Origin of the sequence: Exiguobacterium sp. s138 (genome assembly GCF_018618775.1) — a bacterium.
GTDB classification, from domain to species: Bacteria; Bacillota; Bacilli; order Exiguobacteriales; family Exiguobacteriaceae; genus Exiguobacterium_A; species Exiguobacterium_A artemiae.
Window position 1 is genome coordinate 279,264 of sequence record NZ_JACSMW010000003.1, and the last position, 18,903, is coordinate 298,166.

At 46.3% G+C, this 18,903-nt stretch carries 18 protein-coding genes; 8 read left to right on the forward strand and 10 right to left on the reverse strand.

The features are described from left to right. Positions 1-61: 61 nt before the first annotated feature. Both pruA and KNP91_RS08690 read right to left on the reverse strand, forming a co-directional pair. Positions 62-1,606, reverse strand: coding sequence for an L-glutamate gamma-semialdehyde dehydrogenase (gene pruA / locus KNP91_RS08685; RefSeq protein WP_012371379.1), 1,545 nt, complete (start codon positions 1,604-1,606; stop codon positions 62-64). Between the two features lie 127 nt (positions 1,607-1,733). Further along, positions 1,734-2,021 (reverse strand): HesB/YadR/YfhF family protein, encoded by a 288-nt coding sequence (locus KNP91_RS08690; RefSeq protein ID WP_012371380.1) that lies wholly within the window; start codon positions 2,019-2,021, stop codon positions 1,734-1,736. Positions 2,022-2,149: 128 nt separating this feature from the next. Here KNP91_RS08690 and KNP91_RS08695 point away from each other — a divergent pair, with 128 nt between their 5' ends. The 4 genes from KNP91_RS08695 (at position 2,150) to KNP91_RS08710 (ending at position 6,350) form a co-directional block, all read left to right on the forward strand. After that, positions 2,150-2,992, forward strand: coding sequence for a hypothetical protein (locus tag KNP91_RS08695; protein ID WP_214849634.1), 843 nt, complete (start codon positions 2,150-2,152; stop codon positions 2,990-2,992). A gap of 12 nt (positions 2,993-3,004) precedes the next feature. Beyond that, positions 3,005-3,454 (forward strand): thioredoxin-dependent thiol peroxidase, encoded by a 450-nt coding sequence (gene bcp, locus KNP91_RS08700; protein WP_012371382.1) that lies wholly within the window; start codon positions 3,005-3,007, stop codon positions 3,452-3,454. Between the two features lie 326 nt (positions 3,455-3,780). Next, entirely contained in the window at positions 3,781-5,430 is a 1,650-nt protein-coding gene (locus KNP91_RS08705) for a peptide ABC transporter substrate-binding protein (protein ID WP_214767499.1), read from the forward strand. Positions 5,431-5,699: 269 nt separating this feature from the next. Next, entirely contained in the window at positions 5,700-6,350 is a 651-nt protein-coding gene (locus KNP91_RS08710) for a homing endonuclease associated repeat-containing protein (protein WP_012371384.1), read from the forward strand. 426 nt (positions 6,351-6,776) lie between these two features. Here KNP91_RS08710 and KNP91_RS08715 read toward each other — a convergent pair whose 3' ends face one another. Then, on the reverse strand, positions 6,777-8,474 hold the full coding sequence (locus tag KNP91_RS08715; RefSeq protein WP_214849635.1) for a GGDEF domain-containing protein: 1,698 nt from the start codon (positions 8,472-8,474) through the stop codon (positions 6,777-6,779). A 129-nt stretch (positions 8,475-8,603) separates the two neighbouring features. Between KNP91_RS08715 and KNP91_RS08720 the strand changes: the two genes are divergently transcribed. Further along, positions 8,604-9,212 carry a YktB family protein gene (locus tag KNP91_RS08720; RefSeq protein ID WP_214849636.1) on the forward strand — a complete coding sequence of 203 codons (609 nt, stop codon included), beginning with the start codon at positions 8,604-8,606 and terminating at the stop codon, positions 9,210-9,212. A 32-nt stretch (positions 9,213-9,244) separates the two neighbouring features. On the opposite strand, the gene KNP91_RS08725 is transcribed toward KNP91_RS08720, so the two are convergent. The 6 genes from KNP91_RS08725 to KNP91_RS08750 all read right to left on the reverse strand — a co-directional run bounded on the left by KNP91_RS08725 (position 9,245) and on the right by KNP91_RS08750 (position 14,228). Beyond that, on the reverse strand, positions 9,245-9,754 hold the full coding sequence (locus tag KNP91_RS08725) for a hypothetical protein (protein ID WP_012371387.1): 510 nt from the start codon (positions 9,752-9,754) through the stop codon (positions 9,245-9,247). Positions 9,755-9,888: 134 nt separating this feature from the next. Further along, entirely contained in the window at positions 9,889-10,962 is a 1,074-nt protein-coding gene (locus KNP91_RS08730) for an ABC transporter substrate-binding protein (protein WP_214767490.1), read from the reverse strand. Positions 10,963-10,965: 3 nt separating this feature from the next. Continuing rightward, positions 10,966-11,769, reverse strand: coding sequence for an ABC transporter permease (locus KNP91_RS08735; protein ID WP_012371389.1), 804 nt, complete (start codon positions 11,767-11,769; stop codon positions 10,966-10,968). After that, positions 11,766-12,572, reverse strand: coding sequence for an ABC transporter permease (locus KNP91_RS08740; protein WP_012371390.1), 807 nt, complete (start codon positions 12,570-12,572; stop codon positions 11,766-11,768). Before KNP91_RS08740 ends, KNP91_RS08735 begins: the two co-directional genes overlap by 4 nt. Next, complete coding sequence (locus KNP91_RS08745) at positions 12,572-13,669, reverse strand: ABC transporter ATP-binding protein (RefSeq protein ID WP_012371391.1); 1,098 nt, start codon at positions 13,667-13,669, stop codon at positions 12,572-12,574. The genes KNP91_RS08740 and KNP91_RS08745 overlap by 1 nt, the downstream gene beginning before the upstream one ends. 13 nt (positions 13,670-13,682) lie before the next feature. Further along, positions 13,683-14,228, reverse strand: coding sequence for a helix-turn-helix domain-containing protein (locus KNP91_RS08750; protein WP_012371392.1), 546 nt, complete (start codon positions 14,226-14,228; stop codon positions 13,683-13,685). A 186-nt stretch (positions 14,229-14,414) separates the two neighbouring features. On the opposite strand from KNP91_RS08750, the gene KNP91_RS08755 reads away from it, so the two are divergent. Genes KNP91_RS08755 through KNP91_RS08765 form a run of 3 tightly spaced genes read left to right on the forward strand, consistent with a single transcriptional unit; the run spans position 14,415 to position 16,447 of the window. After that, positions 14,415-15,260 carry a DegV family protein gene (locus KNP91_RS08755; protein ID WP_214849640.1) on the forward strand — a complete coding sequence of 282 codons (846 nt, stop codon included), beginning with the start codon at positions 14,415-14,417 and terminating at the stop codon, positions 15,258-15,260. A 59-nt stretch (positions 15,261-15,319) separates the two neighbouring features. Then, complete coding sequence (locus KNP91_RS08760) at positions 15,320-16,048, forward strand: TspO/MBR family protein (RefSeq protein WP_214849642.1); 729 nt, start codon at positions 15,320-15,322, stop codon at positions 16,046-16,048. Between the two features lie 51 nt (positions 16,049-16,099). After that, positions 16,100-16,447: an iron-sulfur cluster biosynthesis family protein gene (locus KNP91_RS08765; RefSeq protein ID WP_214849644.1), complete on the forward strand. Its 348-nt coding sequence runs from the start codon at positions 16,100-16,102 to the stop codon at positions 16,445-16,447. Between the two features lie 255 nt (positions 16,448-16,702). Here the strand turns inward: KNP91_RS08765 and KNP91_RS08770 are convergent, their stop codons facing one another. Next, positions 16,703-18,745, reverse strand: a complete 2,043-nt coding sequence (locus tag KNP91_RS08770) for a putative bifunctional diguanylate cyclase/phosphodiesterase (RefSeq protein ID WP_214849647.1) — start codon at positions 18,743-18,745, stop codon at positions 16,703-16,705. Between the last annotated feature and the right edge of the window lie 158 nt (positions 18,746-18,903).

The following is an 18,903-nucleotide window of genomic DNA, read 5'->3' on the forward strand; positions in this document are numbered from 1 at the left end:
TTTCTAAAAAAAAAAAACGGATATGCAGGTTGCATACCCGTTTCATCTATTAAACATCATTTTAGAACATTTCAGAAGTAGTTTTTGCTTGAAGATGTAAAGTCAAGTAATCCGGTCCGCCTGCTTTTGAATCCGTCCCTGACATGTTGAATCCGCCAAACGGTTGGTACCCAACGATTGCACCTGTGCAACCGCGGTTGAAGTACAAGTTACCGACATGGAAGTTCGCACGTGCGTATTCCTGGTTCGTACGATCTTGAGTGATGACGGCACCTGTCAAACCATACTCCGTGTTGTTGGCAATGTCGATTGCTTCTTTGAAGTCTTTTGCTTTTGTGAACGCAACGACCGGTCCGAAGATTTCTTCCTGCATCAGACGGTCTGTCGGTTGGACATCAGCGACGATTGTTGGTGCGACGAAGTATCCTGTCGAATCATCCGCTGTACCACCTGCTGCAATCCGGCCTTCTTGTTTCGCGACATCGAAGTACGATGTGATTTTCTTGAACGCTGCTGCATCGATGACAGGTCCGACGTTGTTCGTCACGTCGACCGGGTTACCGATACTGAGTTTGTTTGTGTTTTCGACGACTTTCGCAAGCAACTCGTCATAAACCGAATCGAGTGCGACGACACGTGAACAAGCTGAACATTTTTGTCCCGAGAAACCGAATGCCGCTTTTGTGATCATATCTGCCGCATAGTCGAGATCAGCCGACTCGTCGATGACCATCGTGTCTTTTCCGCCCATTTCCGCGATGACGCGTTTAAGCCAGATTTGACCGTCGTTCAATTTTGAAGCACGTTCGTTGATGCGGAGTCCGACATCACGCGAACCTGTGAAGCTGATGAAACGTGTTTTCGGGTGATCGACGAGATAGTCGCCGACTTCCGCCCCAGGTCCCGGAATGAAGTTCAAGACGCCGGCCGGAAGACCTGCCTGTTCCATGACTTCAACGAATTTAGCAGCGACAACCGGTGTCGTCGATGCTGGTTTCAAGAGGATCGGGTTACCTGCCACGATCGCAGCAACCGCTGTTCCTGCCATGATGGCCAGTGGGAAGTTCCATGGTGAGATGATGACACCGACACCGAGTGGAATGTAGTCGTACCGGTTATATTCGCCCGGACGGCTCTCGACTTTTTTGCCTTCTTTTAAGACAAGCATTTGACGCGCATAGTATTCGAGGAAGTCGATCGCTTCCGCTGTATCCGCATCTGCTTCGTTCCATGGTTTACCTGCTTCTTTGACGAGGTAAGCCGAGAATTCATGTTTGCGTTTCCGGATGATGTTTGCGGCTTTGAATAAGACGTCCGCACGAACACTCGGATTGACGAATTTCCACGTTTCAAATGCTTTGACAGCTGCCTGCATGGCATCTTCAGCGTGTGCTTGTGTCGCTTTCGAAACGCGTCCGACGATTTCTTCTTTGTTTGCCGGATTGACAGAAACGATTTTGTCCTCTGTCGTCACACGTTCTCCCCCGATGACGAGCGGATAATCTTTTCCAAGCTCTTTCGATACAAGTTCAAGCGCCTCTTCGAACGCTTTCTTGTTTGCTTCCTGTGAGAAGTCCGTGAATGGTTCGTGTTTGTACGGAATCATCTCTATTCCCCCTTTTATACTTGCTTTTAATCGCTTACATTCTCCATTGTACAGAAGCATGTCGCCGCTTACAATTATTCTAGACAAAAAAATGAAGAAGACCGTTTCGGCCCTCTTCATCCGCTGTTCATTGCTTAGCTTGTGAAAAGACAATCTCTTCATTTTGGACGGATACTTCGACATCCTGTCCCTGGAACAGCCAGTCATCCTGATCGGAGACGACGAAATGAATCCCGTCGACGGTTTCTTCAACCGCTGCCCGGTCAACGGTCTCCATGTGGACTCCGACTGAGAACCCTTGCGTTAAATCGGTAGAGCCGCCGTACTTGGCGAAAAAGCGGATCGTATCGCCTTCCTTTGCTTCCATCTCTTCTTTGAAATATTGTAGTGCTTCGTCTGTTACGTGAATTTTCATGGTGAACCCACTCTCCTTTATGCTAGTGTACCTATTCCCTACTCAAAAAAGCGAATTTCCTGTATGGTGAAGACATAATGAAAGATGTTGTTCATAAAAGATGTTGTTCATATAGGAGGAACTGAAATATGAAACGATTATTGACGGTACTCGTATCAACGGGAATCATCCTCGCCGGATGCGGAAACGATTCCGCTCCGTCTACTGATACTGAATCCCCGAAGTCGACGGAAACGAAACAAACGAAACAGGCAAGTCAAGACGTTCTTGATGTCTACAAGACGTATCAACAAACTGTTGGTCAGTCCGGTACAGCTGATGCTGAAGCACTTGCCGCGATTGAGTATACGGGGGATCAAAAGTTGTTGCGGGCCGCGACACTCGGCGCCAAGAATTTAAAGATCAAACCGGGTAAAGTCGTCAAAAGTTTTCAGGAAGGTAACGTCGCCTACATCATTCACGAATTCAACGATGAAGACGGATTGCCTTTACCGAACCGCGCTTCAAAACTGTTTTTAAAACAGGACGGCGAATGGAAAGTCGTCATCGTGCCGACGAAGTTTGATCCCGAAGTCTTTACGACCCTCGCCTCGCTGTTTGAATCCTTTAATGCCGATGAATACGGCGTCAATGCGAAAGCGGCGGAAGCCGTCGGGAATACGAAAGAAGATAAGCAGGATGAAGTCTTTACCCGGGTCAATGCCCAGACGGACTACATGGCGCTTGAAATGAACAGCAACATCCTGATGATTTACGGTCCGGCCCTCGGTAACAAGGGAAATCCGGAGACGCTTGTCAATTACTATGAGGATTACGCCGACTGGTACCGGGAGGAACAATCCTTGTTACTGAAGACGGCAAAAGCCGGCACCGACTTTGAAAAGTATTTGATTGCGCTCGATCCGTTAAAGGAAAGTCTGCAAAAGAAACTCGAAAAATACGCTGACCAGTTGAATATGGAACTGGGTTGAGGAGGACCATTCATGAATACAGTCGATTTTACATTGCCGAATGCGCAGGGAGAGATGATTTCACTAAGTGATTTCCGCGGAAAAAAAGTCATCGTCTACTTTTATCCGAAAGATTCGACACCTGGGTGTACGACGGAGGCGTGTGACTTCCGTGATGCTTCGGAAGCCTTTGCCGCAAAGAACACGGTCATTCTCGGCATTTCGGCAGACAGTCAAAAACGTCACCAGAATTTTATTTCAAAATACGAACTTCCATTCGAATTATTGTCTGATGTCGACCATACCGTCTGTGAGCAATACGGTGTCTGGCAGTTGAAAAAGAATTACGGAAAGGAATATTATGGAATCGTTCGTTCTACTTTTTTAATCAATGAATCTGGTGAATTGATTCAGGAATGGCGTTCCGTGAAAGTCAAAGATCACGTCACAGAAGCACTTTCCTTCCTCGAACAACTGAACTGACCGGATTAAAACACGCCATTTGATGTGCGTGTTTTAATTTTGGAATCATTTTTACCTCCCAATATTATCCTTCCGAAAAATTATTTTTACAAAAAAACCGTTGATATTACACGAAATTTTAATCAATTTGAAATAATCTGAAAATAAACTATTGATTTTTCTGAATATTGTATTTATTATTGGTAACAAGTTGATCCGGTGCTTTCCTTCAACAAAATAAAAGGCGATGACCCCTCTTATTTTTTTAATAGGACACCGGATCGCTATTCTAATCGGTACTCATTTTTCAATCATATATATTCATTCTTGGGAGGGAACTTATTATTATGAAAACGAAAAAAACACTTGCACTTGTTGGTGCTTTAGCCATCGCCGGATCAAGCCTCGCTGCTTGTACATCGACAGATGATTCAAAAGATACTTCAGGTTCGACTGATACGAAAAAGGCGTCGGACAAACAGGTTCTTAACCTGACAAGCGGTTCAGACATCCCGGCACTCAGCCCGACCGTTGCGACAGACTCAGTTTCATTCACAGTCTTAAACAACGTCCAGGAAGGTCTCTTCCGTCTCGACGAAAAACAAGAGCCGACACCTGGTGTTGCGGAAAGTGTAGACGTCTCTGAAGATGGTCTTACATACACATTTAAATTACGTGATTCTAAATGGTCGGACGGCAGTGACGTCACGGCAAAAGACTTCGAATATGCGTGGAAACGTGTTCTTGATCCGAAAAGCGGATCGCAATATGCGTACATCATGTATATCATCGATGGCGCTGAAGCGTACAACACAGGAAAAGGAAAACCGGCTGACGTTGGTGTTAAAGCGGTTGACGACAAGACACTCGAAGTCAAACTGACACAACCGGCTGAATACTTCAAAGCATTGACTGGCTTCGGTTCATTCATGCCACTCAAACAGGAATTTGTTGAAGAAAAAGGCAAAGACTTCGCGACGAACCCGGAGAACTTCCTTTACAACGGACCGTTCCAACTGACGGACTGGAAAACAGAAGTCGGCTGGAGCTACAAGAAAAACGATCAGTATTGGGATGCAGATACGGTCAAACTCGAAGAAGTCAACTATAAAGTCGTTAAAGAAGTATCAACAGCCGTCAACCTGTACGAAAAAGGTGATATCGATACAGTTGGTCTGACAAGTGAGTTCGTTGATCAGTACAAAGATAGCGAAGACTTCGATACACGTCTTGACGCGTCGATGTACTACATCCAAATGAACTTCAAAAACGAATTGCTCAAAAACAAAGACATCCGTAAAGCAATCGACTCTGGTTACGATAAAGAGCAGATGGCGAAAGTCCTCTTAAACAACGGATCGATCCCTGCTTACTACTATGTACCCAAAGAATTCGCTAAAGGTCCGGACGGAAAAGACTTCCGTGACGGCAACGAAGGTTTCGGATCATTCGATGCTTCATCGGCTAAAGCTTCGTTCGAAAAAGGTCTGAAGGATATCGGTAAGAAATCCGTCAAGCTTGAGCTTCTTTCATACGATGACGACAACTCGAAGAAAATCTCCGAATACCTCAAAGGCGAGTGGGAGAAAAACCTTCCAGGTCTTGAAGTTACAATCAAACAGCAACCGTTCAAAAACAAATTGGACCTCGAGTCTAAAGGTCAGTTCGAACTTTCATTCGCAGGATGGGGCCCTGACTACCAGGATCCAATGACATTCCTCGACATGTGGATGACAGATGGACCGTACAACCGCGGTAAGTACACAAGCGACAAGTACGATTCACTCATCAAGTCGGCGATGAAAGAAACAGATGCAGCAAAACGTTGGCAGTCACTGAAAGATGCGGAGAAAGTCTTACTTGAAGACGATCAAGCGATCTCAGTTATGTACCAACGCGGTGCTTCCCTCTTACGTAAACCGTACGTTAAAGGAATCGTCAACCATAAAGTCGGTGCGGATACTTCGTTCAAATGGACGTATATCGAAGGAAAATAAGTATGACCTAAGACCAGTCTCGCTCCATGCGGGTCTGGTCTTTTTTTCCATATGAGACAAATGTACTGTTTTTATACGGTTCATTAAAAATTGGTAACATTCTGTTTTCATTTGGATTACTTCCATTTATACTTAGCAGAAGAATGATTTTCACTTTATTTACAATATTTCACGGTAATTATTCATAATTAATGGAAAAGTGCCGATATATTCTATACAGAGGACTTTTGCCTCAACTATTACGATTTACTAGGAAGGAGGACTCACCCTTGAAACAACGTGTACTTACGAGTCAGCAGACATGGACGGAAGAACAACTTGAAATGATTCAAGCCATCCAGGCCTTAGGCGAACTCATCCAGGATCGTCCCCGCCGGACGATTTATCGTCGTTATGCCATCGAACATGGTTGGCCGCAACCGGAAACCATCATTCGTCAGTTCGGATCTTGGCCGGAAGCTTTATCTGCAGCCGGTTATGAATGGCATATCGATCAACAGCCGGAAGAACTCGAACGGGCTCCGAAATATACGAAAGATGAAATCCTGAAGTCGTTTCACCGGTACGCCCAGGATGTCGGATCGACCATCACCTTAAAGAAATATCAAATCTGGCGTAAATCGGTTCATCATGCTCCGAGTCATTATCATATCGTGAAGATGTTCGGATCTTGGCATGATGCCTGTACGGCCGCCGGATTAGAAGCAAGCGTCACCTATTCAAAAGCTGAGCTTGCCGCATCATTGCGCCAAGCGATTGAAGAAGTCGGTTTCTCGCTCTCATTCGAAGCCTATCGTGAATGGGCGAAACGAAACAACAAACCGTCGACGAAAGCTCTACTGCACCGGTATGGTTCTTGGTCTGCGGCCATCCATGCGATTGAAAGCGAAATCCGTACGAGCAACCAGCAAGCCCAATAATCCTGCTTTTATTTTTCCTTCAAATACATTCATAATCACTGAGCCTCCTTCTCTTGCAAAATGAGGCTTTTTTGTCTCATTTAACGCCCTCAGAGAGCTTCCTGTTCTTACTCTTACTACGGGTACTTAAGAGCTCTCCACACGATCTACACACGTTATCAGAACGTTAAAAGGGGCTGACTCAAAAAAAGAAACACTCATTCTTTCACGCCCTTTCCTCAGGCGAGACACAAGCCAGTTTTCCTGCCTGAATCAGGCAGGAACCCGGGTCTTGTTTGTCTCTGACAGCGCAAAATCGCGCTTTTCCCTGTAGGAGTTGCGTGAAAAGAGTGTTTCTTTTTTTACGCGAAAAGGGTGGCAGATTCCAATTCTGCCACCCTTCTCTTTGTAGAATCCGACTTTTGAGTCAGCCCCTTTATCTTAAGCTTAGATGACACGTTCTTTCCATTCTTGGTATGATGCGACACGGTCGCGTCCTTGGAACTTCGCACCGATATACATTGCCCGGTCGGCATTGCGGATCAGACTCGCTAAATCACCCAGCTCGTTTAACGTATCGACACCGATACTTGCCGTAATCCTTAACGAATCTCCTTCAACCTGAATCGGATTGGCATGTAACGTCTCGCGAATCCGTTCGGCAACGATTTGAGCCGATTCCAGATCCGTATTCGGTAACAAGACAACAAATTCCTCGCCGCCGTAACGGGCCACAAGATCCGTGATTCGCGTCGCCTGCATTAACAGCTTGGCGACTTCAAACAGAACGATATCCCCGACTTCATGCCCATATGTATCGTTGATCTGTTTAAAATGGTCCAAATCGATCATCAAGGCTGAGAATGGATATAGATCACGTTGCCGAATCCGGCGATCGCCCCACTCCTGCAACGCCCGGTAGTTCGGTAATTTCGTCATCGCGTCCGTCCGGCTGTCCGTCAACAGACGTTCCCGCTCCTGTGCCCGTTCAACTGCCCAGGAGAGGACACGTAACGCGCGGTACAATTCATAACCAAAGTCTTTTGTGAACTCGCCGCTCGCTTCAGATGCTAAAAATAAAGAGCAATTGATTTTTTCGGTTGCTTCCGGCTGAATAAATAGAATCGATTGCGTTTCTTCCGGGACACAATCATACAGGCGGATATCCCATTCCTGTTGCATACCGTACAGCAACACTTCTTCTTTTTCGTCAATGATATCTTCAATGATGATGCCGTGGACATGATCCGCTTTTAATTTCCGGCCATCTTTTAACGAATAATAAATCGACTCCCCTTCACCGAAATCAAACTTAATCCAGGCGATATCCGGACGAACGAAATGGTTCAATTGGCGTAAATACCGTTCGATGATGAACTGGGCATCGCCGTCTTTCCAGGCTGCTTCCTTTAATCGTTCAATCTGTTCCCAGTGCTCGATCCGGTCACTGGCATGGACGGAACTGCCAAGCGACCGTTTGATGATGAACAGCGCAAAAGCTGTCATGACGAGACCGCTGTTGCCGTTGTTTTGAACCATCAATGTACTGAAAATTCCAAACAGCAATTCGGCGGCAATGACAACTGCCTCAAACCGAAGCAACGGTAGCATGACACTGTTCGGGATGTTTTCACCAAGTAAAAAGTTCGACAATTTATACTGGAACAGTAAGACGATCCATAAAATCAAGACCATGACGAGCAACGGTCCGACATTTTCAATCAATAAAAAATCTTTTCCGTGCGTCCCGCCGAGCGCATTGTAAGCCAGTCCGGCAGGCAAAATCAATAACAGCTCGAGTGTGACATTAAACGGGTAATTATGTAGCATACGCCGGCGGCCGATTGCGGTATGGAACGTCCGCAATTGATAGATCAACATCGTCAATTGTCCGACACAGATGGCAGACAGGAGTCCATACGTTAAAAACGTAAACAGGACGAATCCGAAATGGAACGTAAAGCTCATATGTCTTCTGCGCACCGGATCAATAACAAAGATGGTGGAGAGTGCAACAACAAGCATAAACGTAAAAAAGTCGATGCTCAGGTTGTAATCTCTTGATTTCGCCAGTAAATCGATTCCGATGACGACAAGAAAAAATACAATCCAGCTTCGAAGGAGATATTGTTGAAAGCGACGCATGTTGACTTCCCCTTCCTAACACATTTTGTGTATATATGAAAAAAAACAATCTGATTATCACTCATTTGAGCATTGAGGTCTATTCTTCACGCTTTGATTTGTTACACTAGCAATAGAGGTGATAAATCAGTGACTACACAATTTACAAAAGAAGCATTTGATACATTTGAGATTGAAGGACTGGAACAACGGATGCACGCGATTCGGGAACGGATTCAACCCGTTTTCAAACAAATCGGACAGGAAGTCTCACCCGATTTAACGGTCAACCTGGCAGAAGATATGTATGTGCATATTGCACAGCATGCCCGCCGGAAAGTAAATCCCCCGAAGGACACATGGATGGCTTTTTCCCCAAACAAACGCGGCTACAAAAAGCATCCGCATTTCCAAGTCGGCTTATTTGATGATCATCTGTTCATCTGGCTCGCTTACATTTACGAACTTCCGAATAAATCACAGTACGCGACAAAACTCCTGAATCATCAGGAACTATTGCACGCTCTTCCGTCTGATTTCGTTGTTTCTTACGATCATATGAAGAAAGAGGCACAACAGATTGACGAGACCGGTCTGGAACAAGGACTGGTACGATTCCGTGATGTCAAGAAAGCGGAATTTTTGGTCGGCCGTCATGTCTCTGCCGAAGAAGTCAGTGCGATGTCGCACGAACATCTAGTAAAATTGATTCGAAATACCTATGAACAACTCGTGCCAATCTATAAAAAAATTCAATAAAAAGGATGGCCCAAAAGGTCATCCTTTGTTCGTTAGTTATATTTTACTAGAATTGACATGACTTGTGTACGTTCAGAATTTAAATTTAGATAAATGTTGACCTCTTTTGTTGAAACGGTCATCAGGTTGAATGTTTTGTCGAGTTTTGCCGTTGAGTACGCTTTTTTGACTTCTTTGACGGTAATTGTCCGGCCGATCACTTTTGGATTGTAGACGATAGCTGAGACTTTCGCTTTGCGGTCAGGCACACCGAATGTCGAGCAGTAGTGAACTGCTTTGTTCGGAGCGACCAATCCTTTACCGCTTTGGCACCACGTCGAGTTTTTTTCCCCTTTGTACGCGCTATGTACCTGGGCTAACGTCGTTTTTTCCAATGTCACTTTTCCATCGACGGATTTGGCTTTTGACGCTGTCGTTTTAACTTGTTTCAACCAATCGATATCCGTCGGCTTCGCAGCTTCGGCAGACTGGTTATATGAAGGACCTGAGACGAGGCTCATGGTAAGTGCGGCAGTTAAGATAAGACCAAAAATTTGTTTCATGATGTGCTCCCCCTTGAAATGCTTTGATAAATATCTCATTCCCCCATTTTCGAAATAATATTCACTTTACATACATTTCTTTAAAAAATATTTTTAAAAAAGTTGTTACCCGGATCGGGCAACAACTTTTCCTGTTATTTCTTATGCATTTTGAACTCTAAAAATAGTTCATTATAATGAGCGAGCATTTCTTTCCCTAAGTTTTCATATACTTCAAGTGTATCCGTGACCTCTTTATCGGGATAAAAACGTTTGTCTTCCCGTACGTCCCGATCGAGCAATTTCAACGCTTCTTTGTTTGGCGTCGAGTATCCGACATAGTCCGCATTTTTAGCGGCATTTTTCGGGTCCAGCATGAAATTGATGAATTCATGGGCACCTTTGACGTTTTTAGCCGTTTTCGGAATGACGACGTTATCGAACCAGACATTTGATCCTTCCTTTGGAATCACATAGTTCAAATTCTCATTTTCACTCATGATCTCATTGGCATCACCGGACCAGACGACACCGATTCCTGCTTCTTCATTGGCAAGCAAAAGCTTAATTTCATCCCCGACGATCGCTTTGACGTTTGGTGTCAAATCCATCAAGTTGGCTTTGGCTTCCTGCAGTTTCGTTTCATCGGTCTCGTTCAAGGAATAGCCAAGACTGTTCAGACTCATCCCCATCACTTCACGTGCTCCGTCTGCGAGAAGGATTTGATTTTTCAATGCCGGATCCCAGAGATCTTTCCAGCTGGTCGGTTTTTTTCCGTCAATCAGTTTTTGATTGTAGACGATCCCGACCGTTCCCCAAAAATAAGGAATCGAATACTTGTTGCCTGGATCAAACGATAAATCGAGGAACCGTGGATCGATGTTCTTCAGATTGGGAATCTTTTGTTGATCGATCGGCAACACTAAATCCTCTTCGATCATCTTTGCGATCGCATAATCGGACGGCACAGCGATATCGTACGTCGTTCCGCCTTGTTCGATTTTCGTCAGCATCGCTTCGTTTGAATCAAACGTCTGATAGACGACTTTAATACCGGATTCCTTTTCGAACTGATCAATCAGTTCCGGATCGATATAATCGCCCCAGTTATAGATGTTCAGGACATTTTTGCCCGAATAACCTTGCGTCGCGTTCAACCGGTTCAACGCAAACAGGATGATACCGGAAATCAAGAAAATCGCGACAAACAATTGAATGAGTTTTTTCATCGATTATTTCACCTCCGGTCGGGACAACTTCATCGCAGAACGTTGGTTCAGGAAGTAATAGCCGATGACGAGTAAGAATGTAAACAGGAAAATCACGGTCGACAAGGCGTTGATTTTCATCGAAATCCCCTGCCGCGCAAGCGAATAGATTTCAACGGACAATGTCGTGAATCCATTTCCGGTAACGAAAAATGTCACCGCAAAATCATCGAGTGAATACGTCAATGCCGTAAAGAAGCCGGCAAAGATACCGGGTGTAATGTACGGCAGGATGACTTTCGTCAGAACATCAAGCCGGCTCGCTCCTAAATCACGCGCTGCATCAACGAGTGTCGGACTCATTTCCTGCAGTTTCGGCAGGACCAGAATGACGACAATCGGGACGGAGAACGCGATGTGTGACAACAGGACCGACGTAAAGCCGAGCTGAATGCCGAGCATCGTAAAGAAGATCAGGAACGACGCCCCGATGATGACATCGGGACTGACAATCAAGATGCTGTTGAGCGTCAACAGCGACGTTTCGATCCGTTTCTTGCGGACCGCCTGGATCCCGATTGCTCCAAGAACACCGATGATCGTCGAAATCGCTGCGGACAGAAGCGCAATGACTAGCGTGTTTAAGACGATGATCAAAAGTCGGGAATCCTGGAACACTTCCTTGTACCAATCCCACGTGAAGGAATCAAAGTTCGTCATGTTGTCGGCACTGTTAAACGAGTAGAAGGCCAGATAAAGAATCGGGGCGTACAAGATGATGAAAACACCGATCAGGTACAGATTCGCTAATTTTAATCGTTTCATCATGTCGTCGCTCCTTTCTTCCGTTTCGTACTCGTTAATGCCAGAATGATTGCCATCGCAATAATCAGGAAGACGGCAATCGTCGCGCCCATTCCCCAGTTTTGCGTGACAAGAAACTGTTGTTCAATCGCTGTTCCGAGCGTGATGACCCGGTTCCCGGCAATCAGACGTGTAATCATGAATAACGACAGCGCCGGAATGAAGACGAGCTGACAGCCCGATTTCACTCCGTCAAGCGTCAATGGAAAGACGACACGACGGAATGTCATGAAATTCGAAGCCCCGAGATCGCGGGCCGCAAACACAAGTGACGGATTCAATTTTTCAATCGCGTTAAAGATCGGCAGGATCATGAACGGAATGAAGATGTAGACGGAAACGAACACGAAACTGAAGTCCGTGAACAAGATCTGTTTCCGGCCGATTCCGATCGCTTCCAACGTTTGGTTCGCCCATCCGTAAGTGCTGAACAGACCGATGAATGCATAGGCTTTTAAGAGCAGGTTGATCCAGGTCGGCAAGATAATCAACAGCAGCCACAATTGTTTATGCTTTGTTTTCGTCAGCAGATAGGCGGTCGGATAACCAATTGCCAGTGAAAACAGTGTGATCAAAAAGGCATACCAAAACGAGCTGAGCGTCATCGTCAGATACGTCGAGGTGAAGAACTTCTGGTAGTTGACGAGTGAGAAATGTCCTTCGAGATCGAGAAACGAATAATAGACGACGAGGACGATCGGCGCAATGACGAACAACGCAATCCAGAAACTATACGGAATCAGGTACCAGTTACGTGTCTTCTGCATCACAGCACCCCATCGTAGGACTCAAGCCGTTTGTCGAATTCCTCTTCCGTCTCATTCAGACGCATGACGTGAATCGCTTCCGGATCAAACGTCAAGCCGATCTGTTCCCCAACCGTCGCTTTTTTCGTACTGTGGACGAGCCATTCGTTTCCGACTTCATCCATGCAGGCAATCTCATAGTGAACACCGCGGAACAGCTGGGAATCGACGGTCACGCGCAACTTCCCTTGGGCGACGCTGGTGATTTCCAAGTCTTCCGGACGGATGACGATTTCGACCGGTTCATTTAATTCGAGACCGCGGTCGACACATTCAAATTCTTTTTCTGCGAACGAGACCCGGTAATCCATCAACATCCGTCCCGGGATGATATTCGATTCCCCGATGAAATCAGCGACGAAACGGTTGATCGGTTCGTCATAAATATCCGTTGGTGTACCCGACTGCTGAATCAGACCGTGATTGAGGACAAAGATTTCGTCCGACATCGCCAGTGCCTCTTCCTGATCGTGCGTGACGAAAATGAACGTGATGCCGAGGCGACGCTGTAAATCACGCAGCTCATACTGCATTTCCGTCCGCAGTTTCAGATCGAGTGCCGATAACGGTTCATCCAGTAAGATGACTTCCGGTTCGTTGACGATCGCCCGGGCGATAGCGACACGCTGGCGCTGTCCGCCTGACATCTCCGTGATTTCGCGGTTTTCGTATCCGGATAAGTTGACGAACTTTAACGCATCGAGCACACGTGTCTTGATTTCCGCGTCTTTCATCTTTTTGATCCGCAATCCGAACGCGATGTTCTCAAAGACGTTGAGGTGCGGGAACAACGCATAATCCTGAAAGACCGTGTTGACCTGCCGTTTGTTGGCGGGAACATCGTTGATCCGTTTTCCATTGAACAGAATATCGCCTTCCGTCGCTTCAGTGAACCCGGCAATCAGCCGTAAAACCGTCGTTTTCCCGCAACCGGATGGTCCGAGCAGCGTATAAAATTTTCCACGTTCAATTTCAAAACTGACGCGTTCAAGAACCGTCTGATCGTCAAAACGTTTTGTCACGTCTGTAAATTGAATGATCGTATTGTTGTCTGCCAAATCTTATTCCTCCTTATAAGTACGAGTCCGTGGCCGTCACGAGTACTTTCGTTTCCGCCTTTGAATCATTTCGTAACTGATGAATTTCTGAAGCTTTATAATAGAGCGTCTCGCCTTGCGTCGCCACGAATGATTCCCGGCCAAGCTTCAACGTGACCGCCCCTTCAAGTACATAGACGAACGTTTCCGATCCGGACGGTTCGTATGCTTTAAAGTGTCCGCCCGGTGCCAATCGCAGTAAGACAGGCTCCATTTCCTTTTCATTCGATTCCGGAATCAGCCATGTCACATGATACCCTTGTTCCGGGTCCTCATAACGCGTGACATCTTTTTGCGAATAAACGACCTTTTGATTTAATGTGTCTTCATCAAAGAAATCCTTCGCCGAGATGCCGAGTACTTCCAGAAGACTGAACAGCGTCTCAATCGACGGTGAACTGATCTCACGTTCGATTTGCGAGATGTATCCTTTACTTAAATCCGTCCGTTCGCCAAGCTCCTCTTGCGTCAAGCCTTTTTGAAGACGCAGATTTTTGATTTTGTTTCCGATCGTCCGCAATCCGCGCCCTCCTTTCCAAATAACAGTTTAGTATAAGACGACTTCAAGTTTACTAATCACGTACCGATTATAGCGTATTGAGCCAGTTAATCAACTAAAATGTTTCAAAAATTTAAGGGTTCATTTGACAGCGATAACGCTTACAACTACAATTAATACCAGGTACTAAAATAAGGAGGAAACAGCATGAAGATTGCATGGATTACAGACAGTACGACGATTTTGCCCGATTCGATTTCTCAGCACGAAGACTTGACCGTCGTCCCTCTTCTCGTCATGAAGGATGGTGAAAGTTTTACGGACGGCGTCGATGTCGAGGCCGAGACCGTCTATCAATGGATCGATGCGAAACATAAGGTCACGACCAGCCAACCGTCGATCGGTACGTTCACGGAACACTATGAACGGTTAAAAGAGCAGTATGATATCGGCTTTGCGATCCATCTTTCAAGCGAGCTGAGCGGGACGTATAACGCTTCTGTTCAAGGGGCTGAAATTGCCGGATTCCGGTTGATTGCCATCGATTCCCGTTGTGGCATCTATCCGGCGGGCCAATTGCTTGCGGAAGCGATGCAACTCGCAGCAGATGGAATGGCAGTCACAGAGATCGAGCAGTATATTTTAGAGCGCCGCTTCGATCATCATATCGAGTTCACGGTCGCGAACCTCGATCAGCTGCAGGCAGGCGGACGCATTTCCTCGACGAAGGCGTTTGTCGGTAACTTACTTCAATTGCGGCCTCTGTTTCATTTCGAAGAAGGGAAAATCGTACCGTATCAGACGGTTCGAACGTTCAAGAAAGCGCATGGGAAGATTTATGACCATCTCGTTGAAATGCTTGAGAGCGGAACGGTCACTGATGTTTCATTATTCCATGCAACAGCCTACGATTTGGCGCTCGAGTGGAAAACGGATCTCGAAAAGCGGTTCGATGTCACGGTTCGCATCGATAACTTAACGCCTGTTCTCGGTTCACATACCGGTAATCCGGCCATCGGCATGTCGTTCTTAAATCCGACGAGCCGACGCTGATGTCTAAAGAGTCAAATATCCGGGTAAACCTCCTTTAGAGATTAAAGGAGGTTTTTGTATTGAAAAACAAATGGATTTGGCTCAACTGGCTTGGTTTTGTTTTTACGATCGCTGTCAATGCGCTTGACGGTGGAAAGACAGGACGGATTTCGGACACGATCATGACCTATTTCAAACCCGCAGGTTATGCTTTCTCAATTTGGGGACTTATCTATCTTGTTTTGCTCGTCTGGTTGATCATGCAGACGATTCCGAAATTCAAGGAACATGATATCGCAAAAAAAATCGGACCGTGGTTCTTGATCAGTTGTCTGTTCAATGCCGGTTGGATTGTTACGTTCTCATACAAGTTATTCCCGCTGTCGGTCGTCGTCATCGTCGGTCTTCTCGTTTCACTGATCGTGATTTACTCAAAAATCGACCGCGAGACAAAAGCCTTACGCTTTAAATTGCCGTTCTCGCTTTACCTCGGTTGGGTATCGGTTGCGACGATTGCCAATATCTTCTTGACCATCGATACCGAAAACATCAACTCATGGCTTGGAATCGGCGATGCCGGTTGGACGATGATCATGCTTGGTGTTGGTGTAATCCTGGCCTTGTTGTTCATGTTCTTTAACCGCGATCCGATTTATCCGCTCGTCTTCGTCTGGGCTTACATTGCAATCAACTTCCAGTCGGATAACGGGCTTGTTGATACAGTTGTTCTAGGAAGTGTCGTCGTCCTGCTTGCCGGATATGTCTTCCTGCTCATCCGGATGCGCCGGCAAATGCGCGTGAGCAACTAACGTTATTTTCTGCCCGGTTCGGCGTATAATGAAGTCAAAGGAGTGAATGTCATGCATATCACATTTACAGAAACGGCTCTGGCACGCATCGACCAGTTACGCGGGGATACTCCCGGTCAACTGCATCTTTATTATGATACGGAAGGATGCGGTTGCGGGAACTCCGGTATCTTCAGCATTCGTCTTGTCACGGCTGCAACAGATGAAGATATGACGATTGATTCGAATGTCGGACCTGTCCTCGTCAAACGGTGGTCGAGCCATTTCCTCGATCAGGAAATGACGCTTGATTATAATCCCGAGAAAAAATCATTGATTCTAAAAAGTGATGGTCAATACTTCAATACGAACGTCCTCGTTACCGATCAGACCGGCTGCCAGTTGACAGCCAACCGGTAAGACGACAAAAAAGGCAGCTTCCCTTGTGGAAAGCTGCCTTTGTAGTGTGATGGACAGACAGGTACTGGATTGAGTAGAGAGCTGAGCAACCATCGAAATGTACGGCGATTCTGTCTGCATCTTGCACAAGTCGAACAAATTCCTGCCCGGAATTCGTTCACGAAGCCATTGCGTCCCCCATGATCGCACACATATTCCTCGTGTGCTTATCCAGTATACGTAAAAAGACACGGATTGGATTGAACGGATGTGCTGTCAGCCCACATCCAGGACAGTTCGTTCAATCGTCTGCTGGTCGAGATCCTTGACCTTGACCGGACGGCTGTAATAATAACCCTGCCCATAGTCACATCCGAGTCGTTTCAGGAATTCATGCTGCTCAAGCGTCTCGACGCCTTCCGCCACCACTTCAATCCCAAGACTCTTCGCCAGCTGAATGATCATCTCGGTAATCGCCGTTCCCCGCTCGTCATGCGGTACTTCATCAATGAATGATTTATCAATCTTCAAGATATCGATCGGTAAATGCTTTAAATGTGTCAGCGAGGACAGACCCGTTCCGAAGTCATCGAGCGCAATCGTCAAACTCAATTGCTTCAATTCTCCGAGCATCAACAAGGCACGCTCGAGATTTTCCATGACGGATGTCTCCGTAATTTCCAGTTGAAGTTGCAGTTCTCCGCCGTTCTTCAACGAATGATGAACGATTTCCTTAATCATCAGATTATGCGATTCCGACCGGAAATGCATCGCTGACAGGTTGACGGAGACTTGACGGATGAAGTGATCCTCTTCGCGCCAGACTTCCATCTGGTTGACGGTTTCCTGCAGCACCCACTGGGTCAGCCGATGAATCAGACTGTACTTTTCTGCAAGCGGGATGAACTCTGCCGGTGAAATGAAACCGAACTTCGGATGATTCCAGCGAATCAGGACTTCCGCCTGCTCGACCTTGCCTGTTGCCAGCGCAATTTTCGGTTGATAGACGAGATTAAACTCTTTAAAGTCCGTCATGGCCCGACGGAGGGAACCGACGATTTGTTGTTCCCGGCGATCCGAATGGAGCAGTTCATCGTAGATGACGAAACGGTCCCGTCCTTCATTTTTCCCTGCACGCAACGCGCTTTCCATTTGACCAATCCGCATCTCCAGGGTATCCGTAATATTTGGCACGATGATGCCGATTGTCGTGGTCAAATGAATCTCCTGTCCGTCGAGAAAAATCGGTTGCCGGATTGCTTCCAGGACATCCGTGAAGGCCTCTTCGAGCAGATCGGGATGGATGTTTTGAATCAGGAAAAATTGGGTTCCATTGTAACGGATACAAGCTTCATCTTCTTGAAGTAACGCTTTGATCCGGTCCGAGAATTGCCGAATGACGATGTCTCCCTGATCAAAGCCGAATGTATCATTGATCCATTTGTACCCGTCCAGATCGAGCAACGCCATCGTCATCCGCTTTTTCGTCCGGCTGTATTGTCCGTCGACTTTTGACATATGATGATCCAGCCAACGGCGATTGTGCAATCCGGTCAAATGATCCGTATACGCCATCATCTGTAAGGCCCGCCGTTCAAGATGAATATACAGTCCGACGATCAACAGAACGATTAAAAAGACCGGAACTGCCACGTCGCTTAAGATATTTGATGTGACAGGTCGGGCGGTGACATCTACTCCCGAAGCACCGGGAACACAAAACGTCGTCCCGAGCATTCCGACATAGTGCATCGTTGAAATACCAAACCCCATTAAGATGGCAACGGGAATCAAAATTCGTTTTTTATCGACATGCCGTGTCATATACAGCAACAGGAGGGCGACATAAGCGACCGTGATGGCAATCACAATCGATAACGTGAATAACGCCGCATCATAGCGGACATCCCCATCGAACTGCATCGCAACCATACCAAGATAATGCATCATGGCGATTCCCATCCCCATTAACGTTCCGGCAATGATGACTTTTTTCCGTGTCAGCTCCGAATAATATAAGAGATAAAAGGCAATCCAGGCAGCCGTCACGGCGGGGACGATTGACAGGAACATCAGCACCCAGTCGTATTTGACCGGTACCGCCAACTCAAATGCCCCCATGCCAACGAAGTGCATACCCCAAATGGATAATCCCATCGTCAAGGAAGAGACGAACAATGCTCTTTTCTTTAAAGATACGGCTTTTGCCAACCGGCGATTTAATTCAAGTGAGGCATAGGATCCGACAATGGCCACGATGACCGATAGGATGACCAATGTCTCTTCGTAATGTTTCGTTAAGGTGATCCATTCATTCATGATAAGTGCCTCTCTTTTTTGACTGACATTCCTATTAGTATCGTCTGCTTACCGGTATTTTTTCAGTCTTCTGAAGAAATTTCATTAGAATGCGTGTGCTTTTTTCTAAAAGAGGCGGATATACTCGAAAAACGAACAAAAAAAGGGATGCTGTTGAT

Bases quoted from the DNA above. Each gene is read 5' to 3' on its own strand.
- KNP91_RS08740 (WP_012371390.1), bottom strand. From the start codon at position 12,572: ATGCAGAAGACACGTAACTGGTACCTGATTCCGTATAGTTTCTGGATT.
- KNP91_RS08765 (WP_214849644.1), top strand. From the start codon at position 16,100: ATGCATATCACATTTACAGAAACGGCTCTGGCACGCATCGACCAGTTA.
- KNP91_RS08725 (WP_012371387.1), bottom strand. From the start codon at position 9,754: ATGAAACAAATTTTTGGTCTTATCTTAACTGCCGCACTTACCATGAGC.
- KNP91_RS08730 (WP_214767490.1), bottom strand. From the start codon at position 10,962: ATGAAAAAACTCATTCAATTGTTTGTCGCGATTTTCTTGATTTCCGGT.
- KNP91_RS08715 (WP_214849635.1), bottom strand. From the start codon at position 8,474: ATGCGTCGCTTTCAACAATATCTCCTTCGAAGCTGGATTGTATTTTTT.
- KNP91_RS08755 (WP_214849640.1), top strand. From the start codon at position 14,415: ATGAAGATTGCATGGATTACAGACAGTACGACGATTTTGCCCGATTCG.
- KNP91_RS08705 (WP_214767499.1), top strand. From the start codon at position 3,781: ATGAAAACGAAAAAAACACTTGCACTTGTTGGTGCTTTAGCCATCGCC.
- KNP91_RS08735 (WP_012371389.1), bottom strand. From the start codon at position 11,769: ATGATGAAACGATTAAAATTAGCGAATCTGTACCTGATCGGTGTTTTC.
- KNP91_RS08770 (WP_214849647.1), bottom strand. From the start codon at position 18,745: ATGAATGAATGGATCACCTTAACGAAACATTACGAAGAGACATTGGTC.
- bcp (WP_012371382.1), top strand. From the start codon at position 3,005: ATGAATACAGTCGATTTTACATTGCCGAATGCGCAGGGAGAGATGATT.
- pruA (WP_012371379.1), bottom strand. From the start codon at position 1,606: ATGATTCCGTACAAACACGAACCATTCACGGACTTCTCACAGGAAGCA.
- KNP91_RS08690 (WP_012371380.1), bottom strand. From the start codon at position 2,021: ATGAAAATTCACGTAACAGACGAAGCACTACAATATTTCAAAGAAGAG.
- KNP91_RS08695 (WP_214849634.1), top strand. From the start codon at position 2,150: ATGAAACGATTATTGACGGTACTCGTATCAACGGGAATCATCCTCGCC.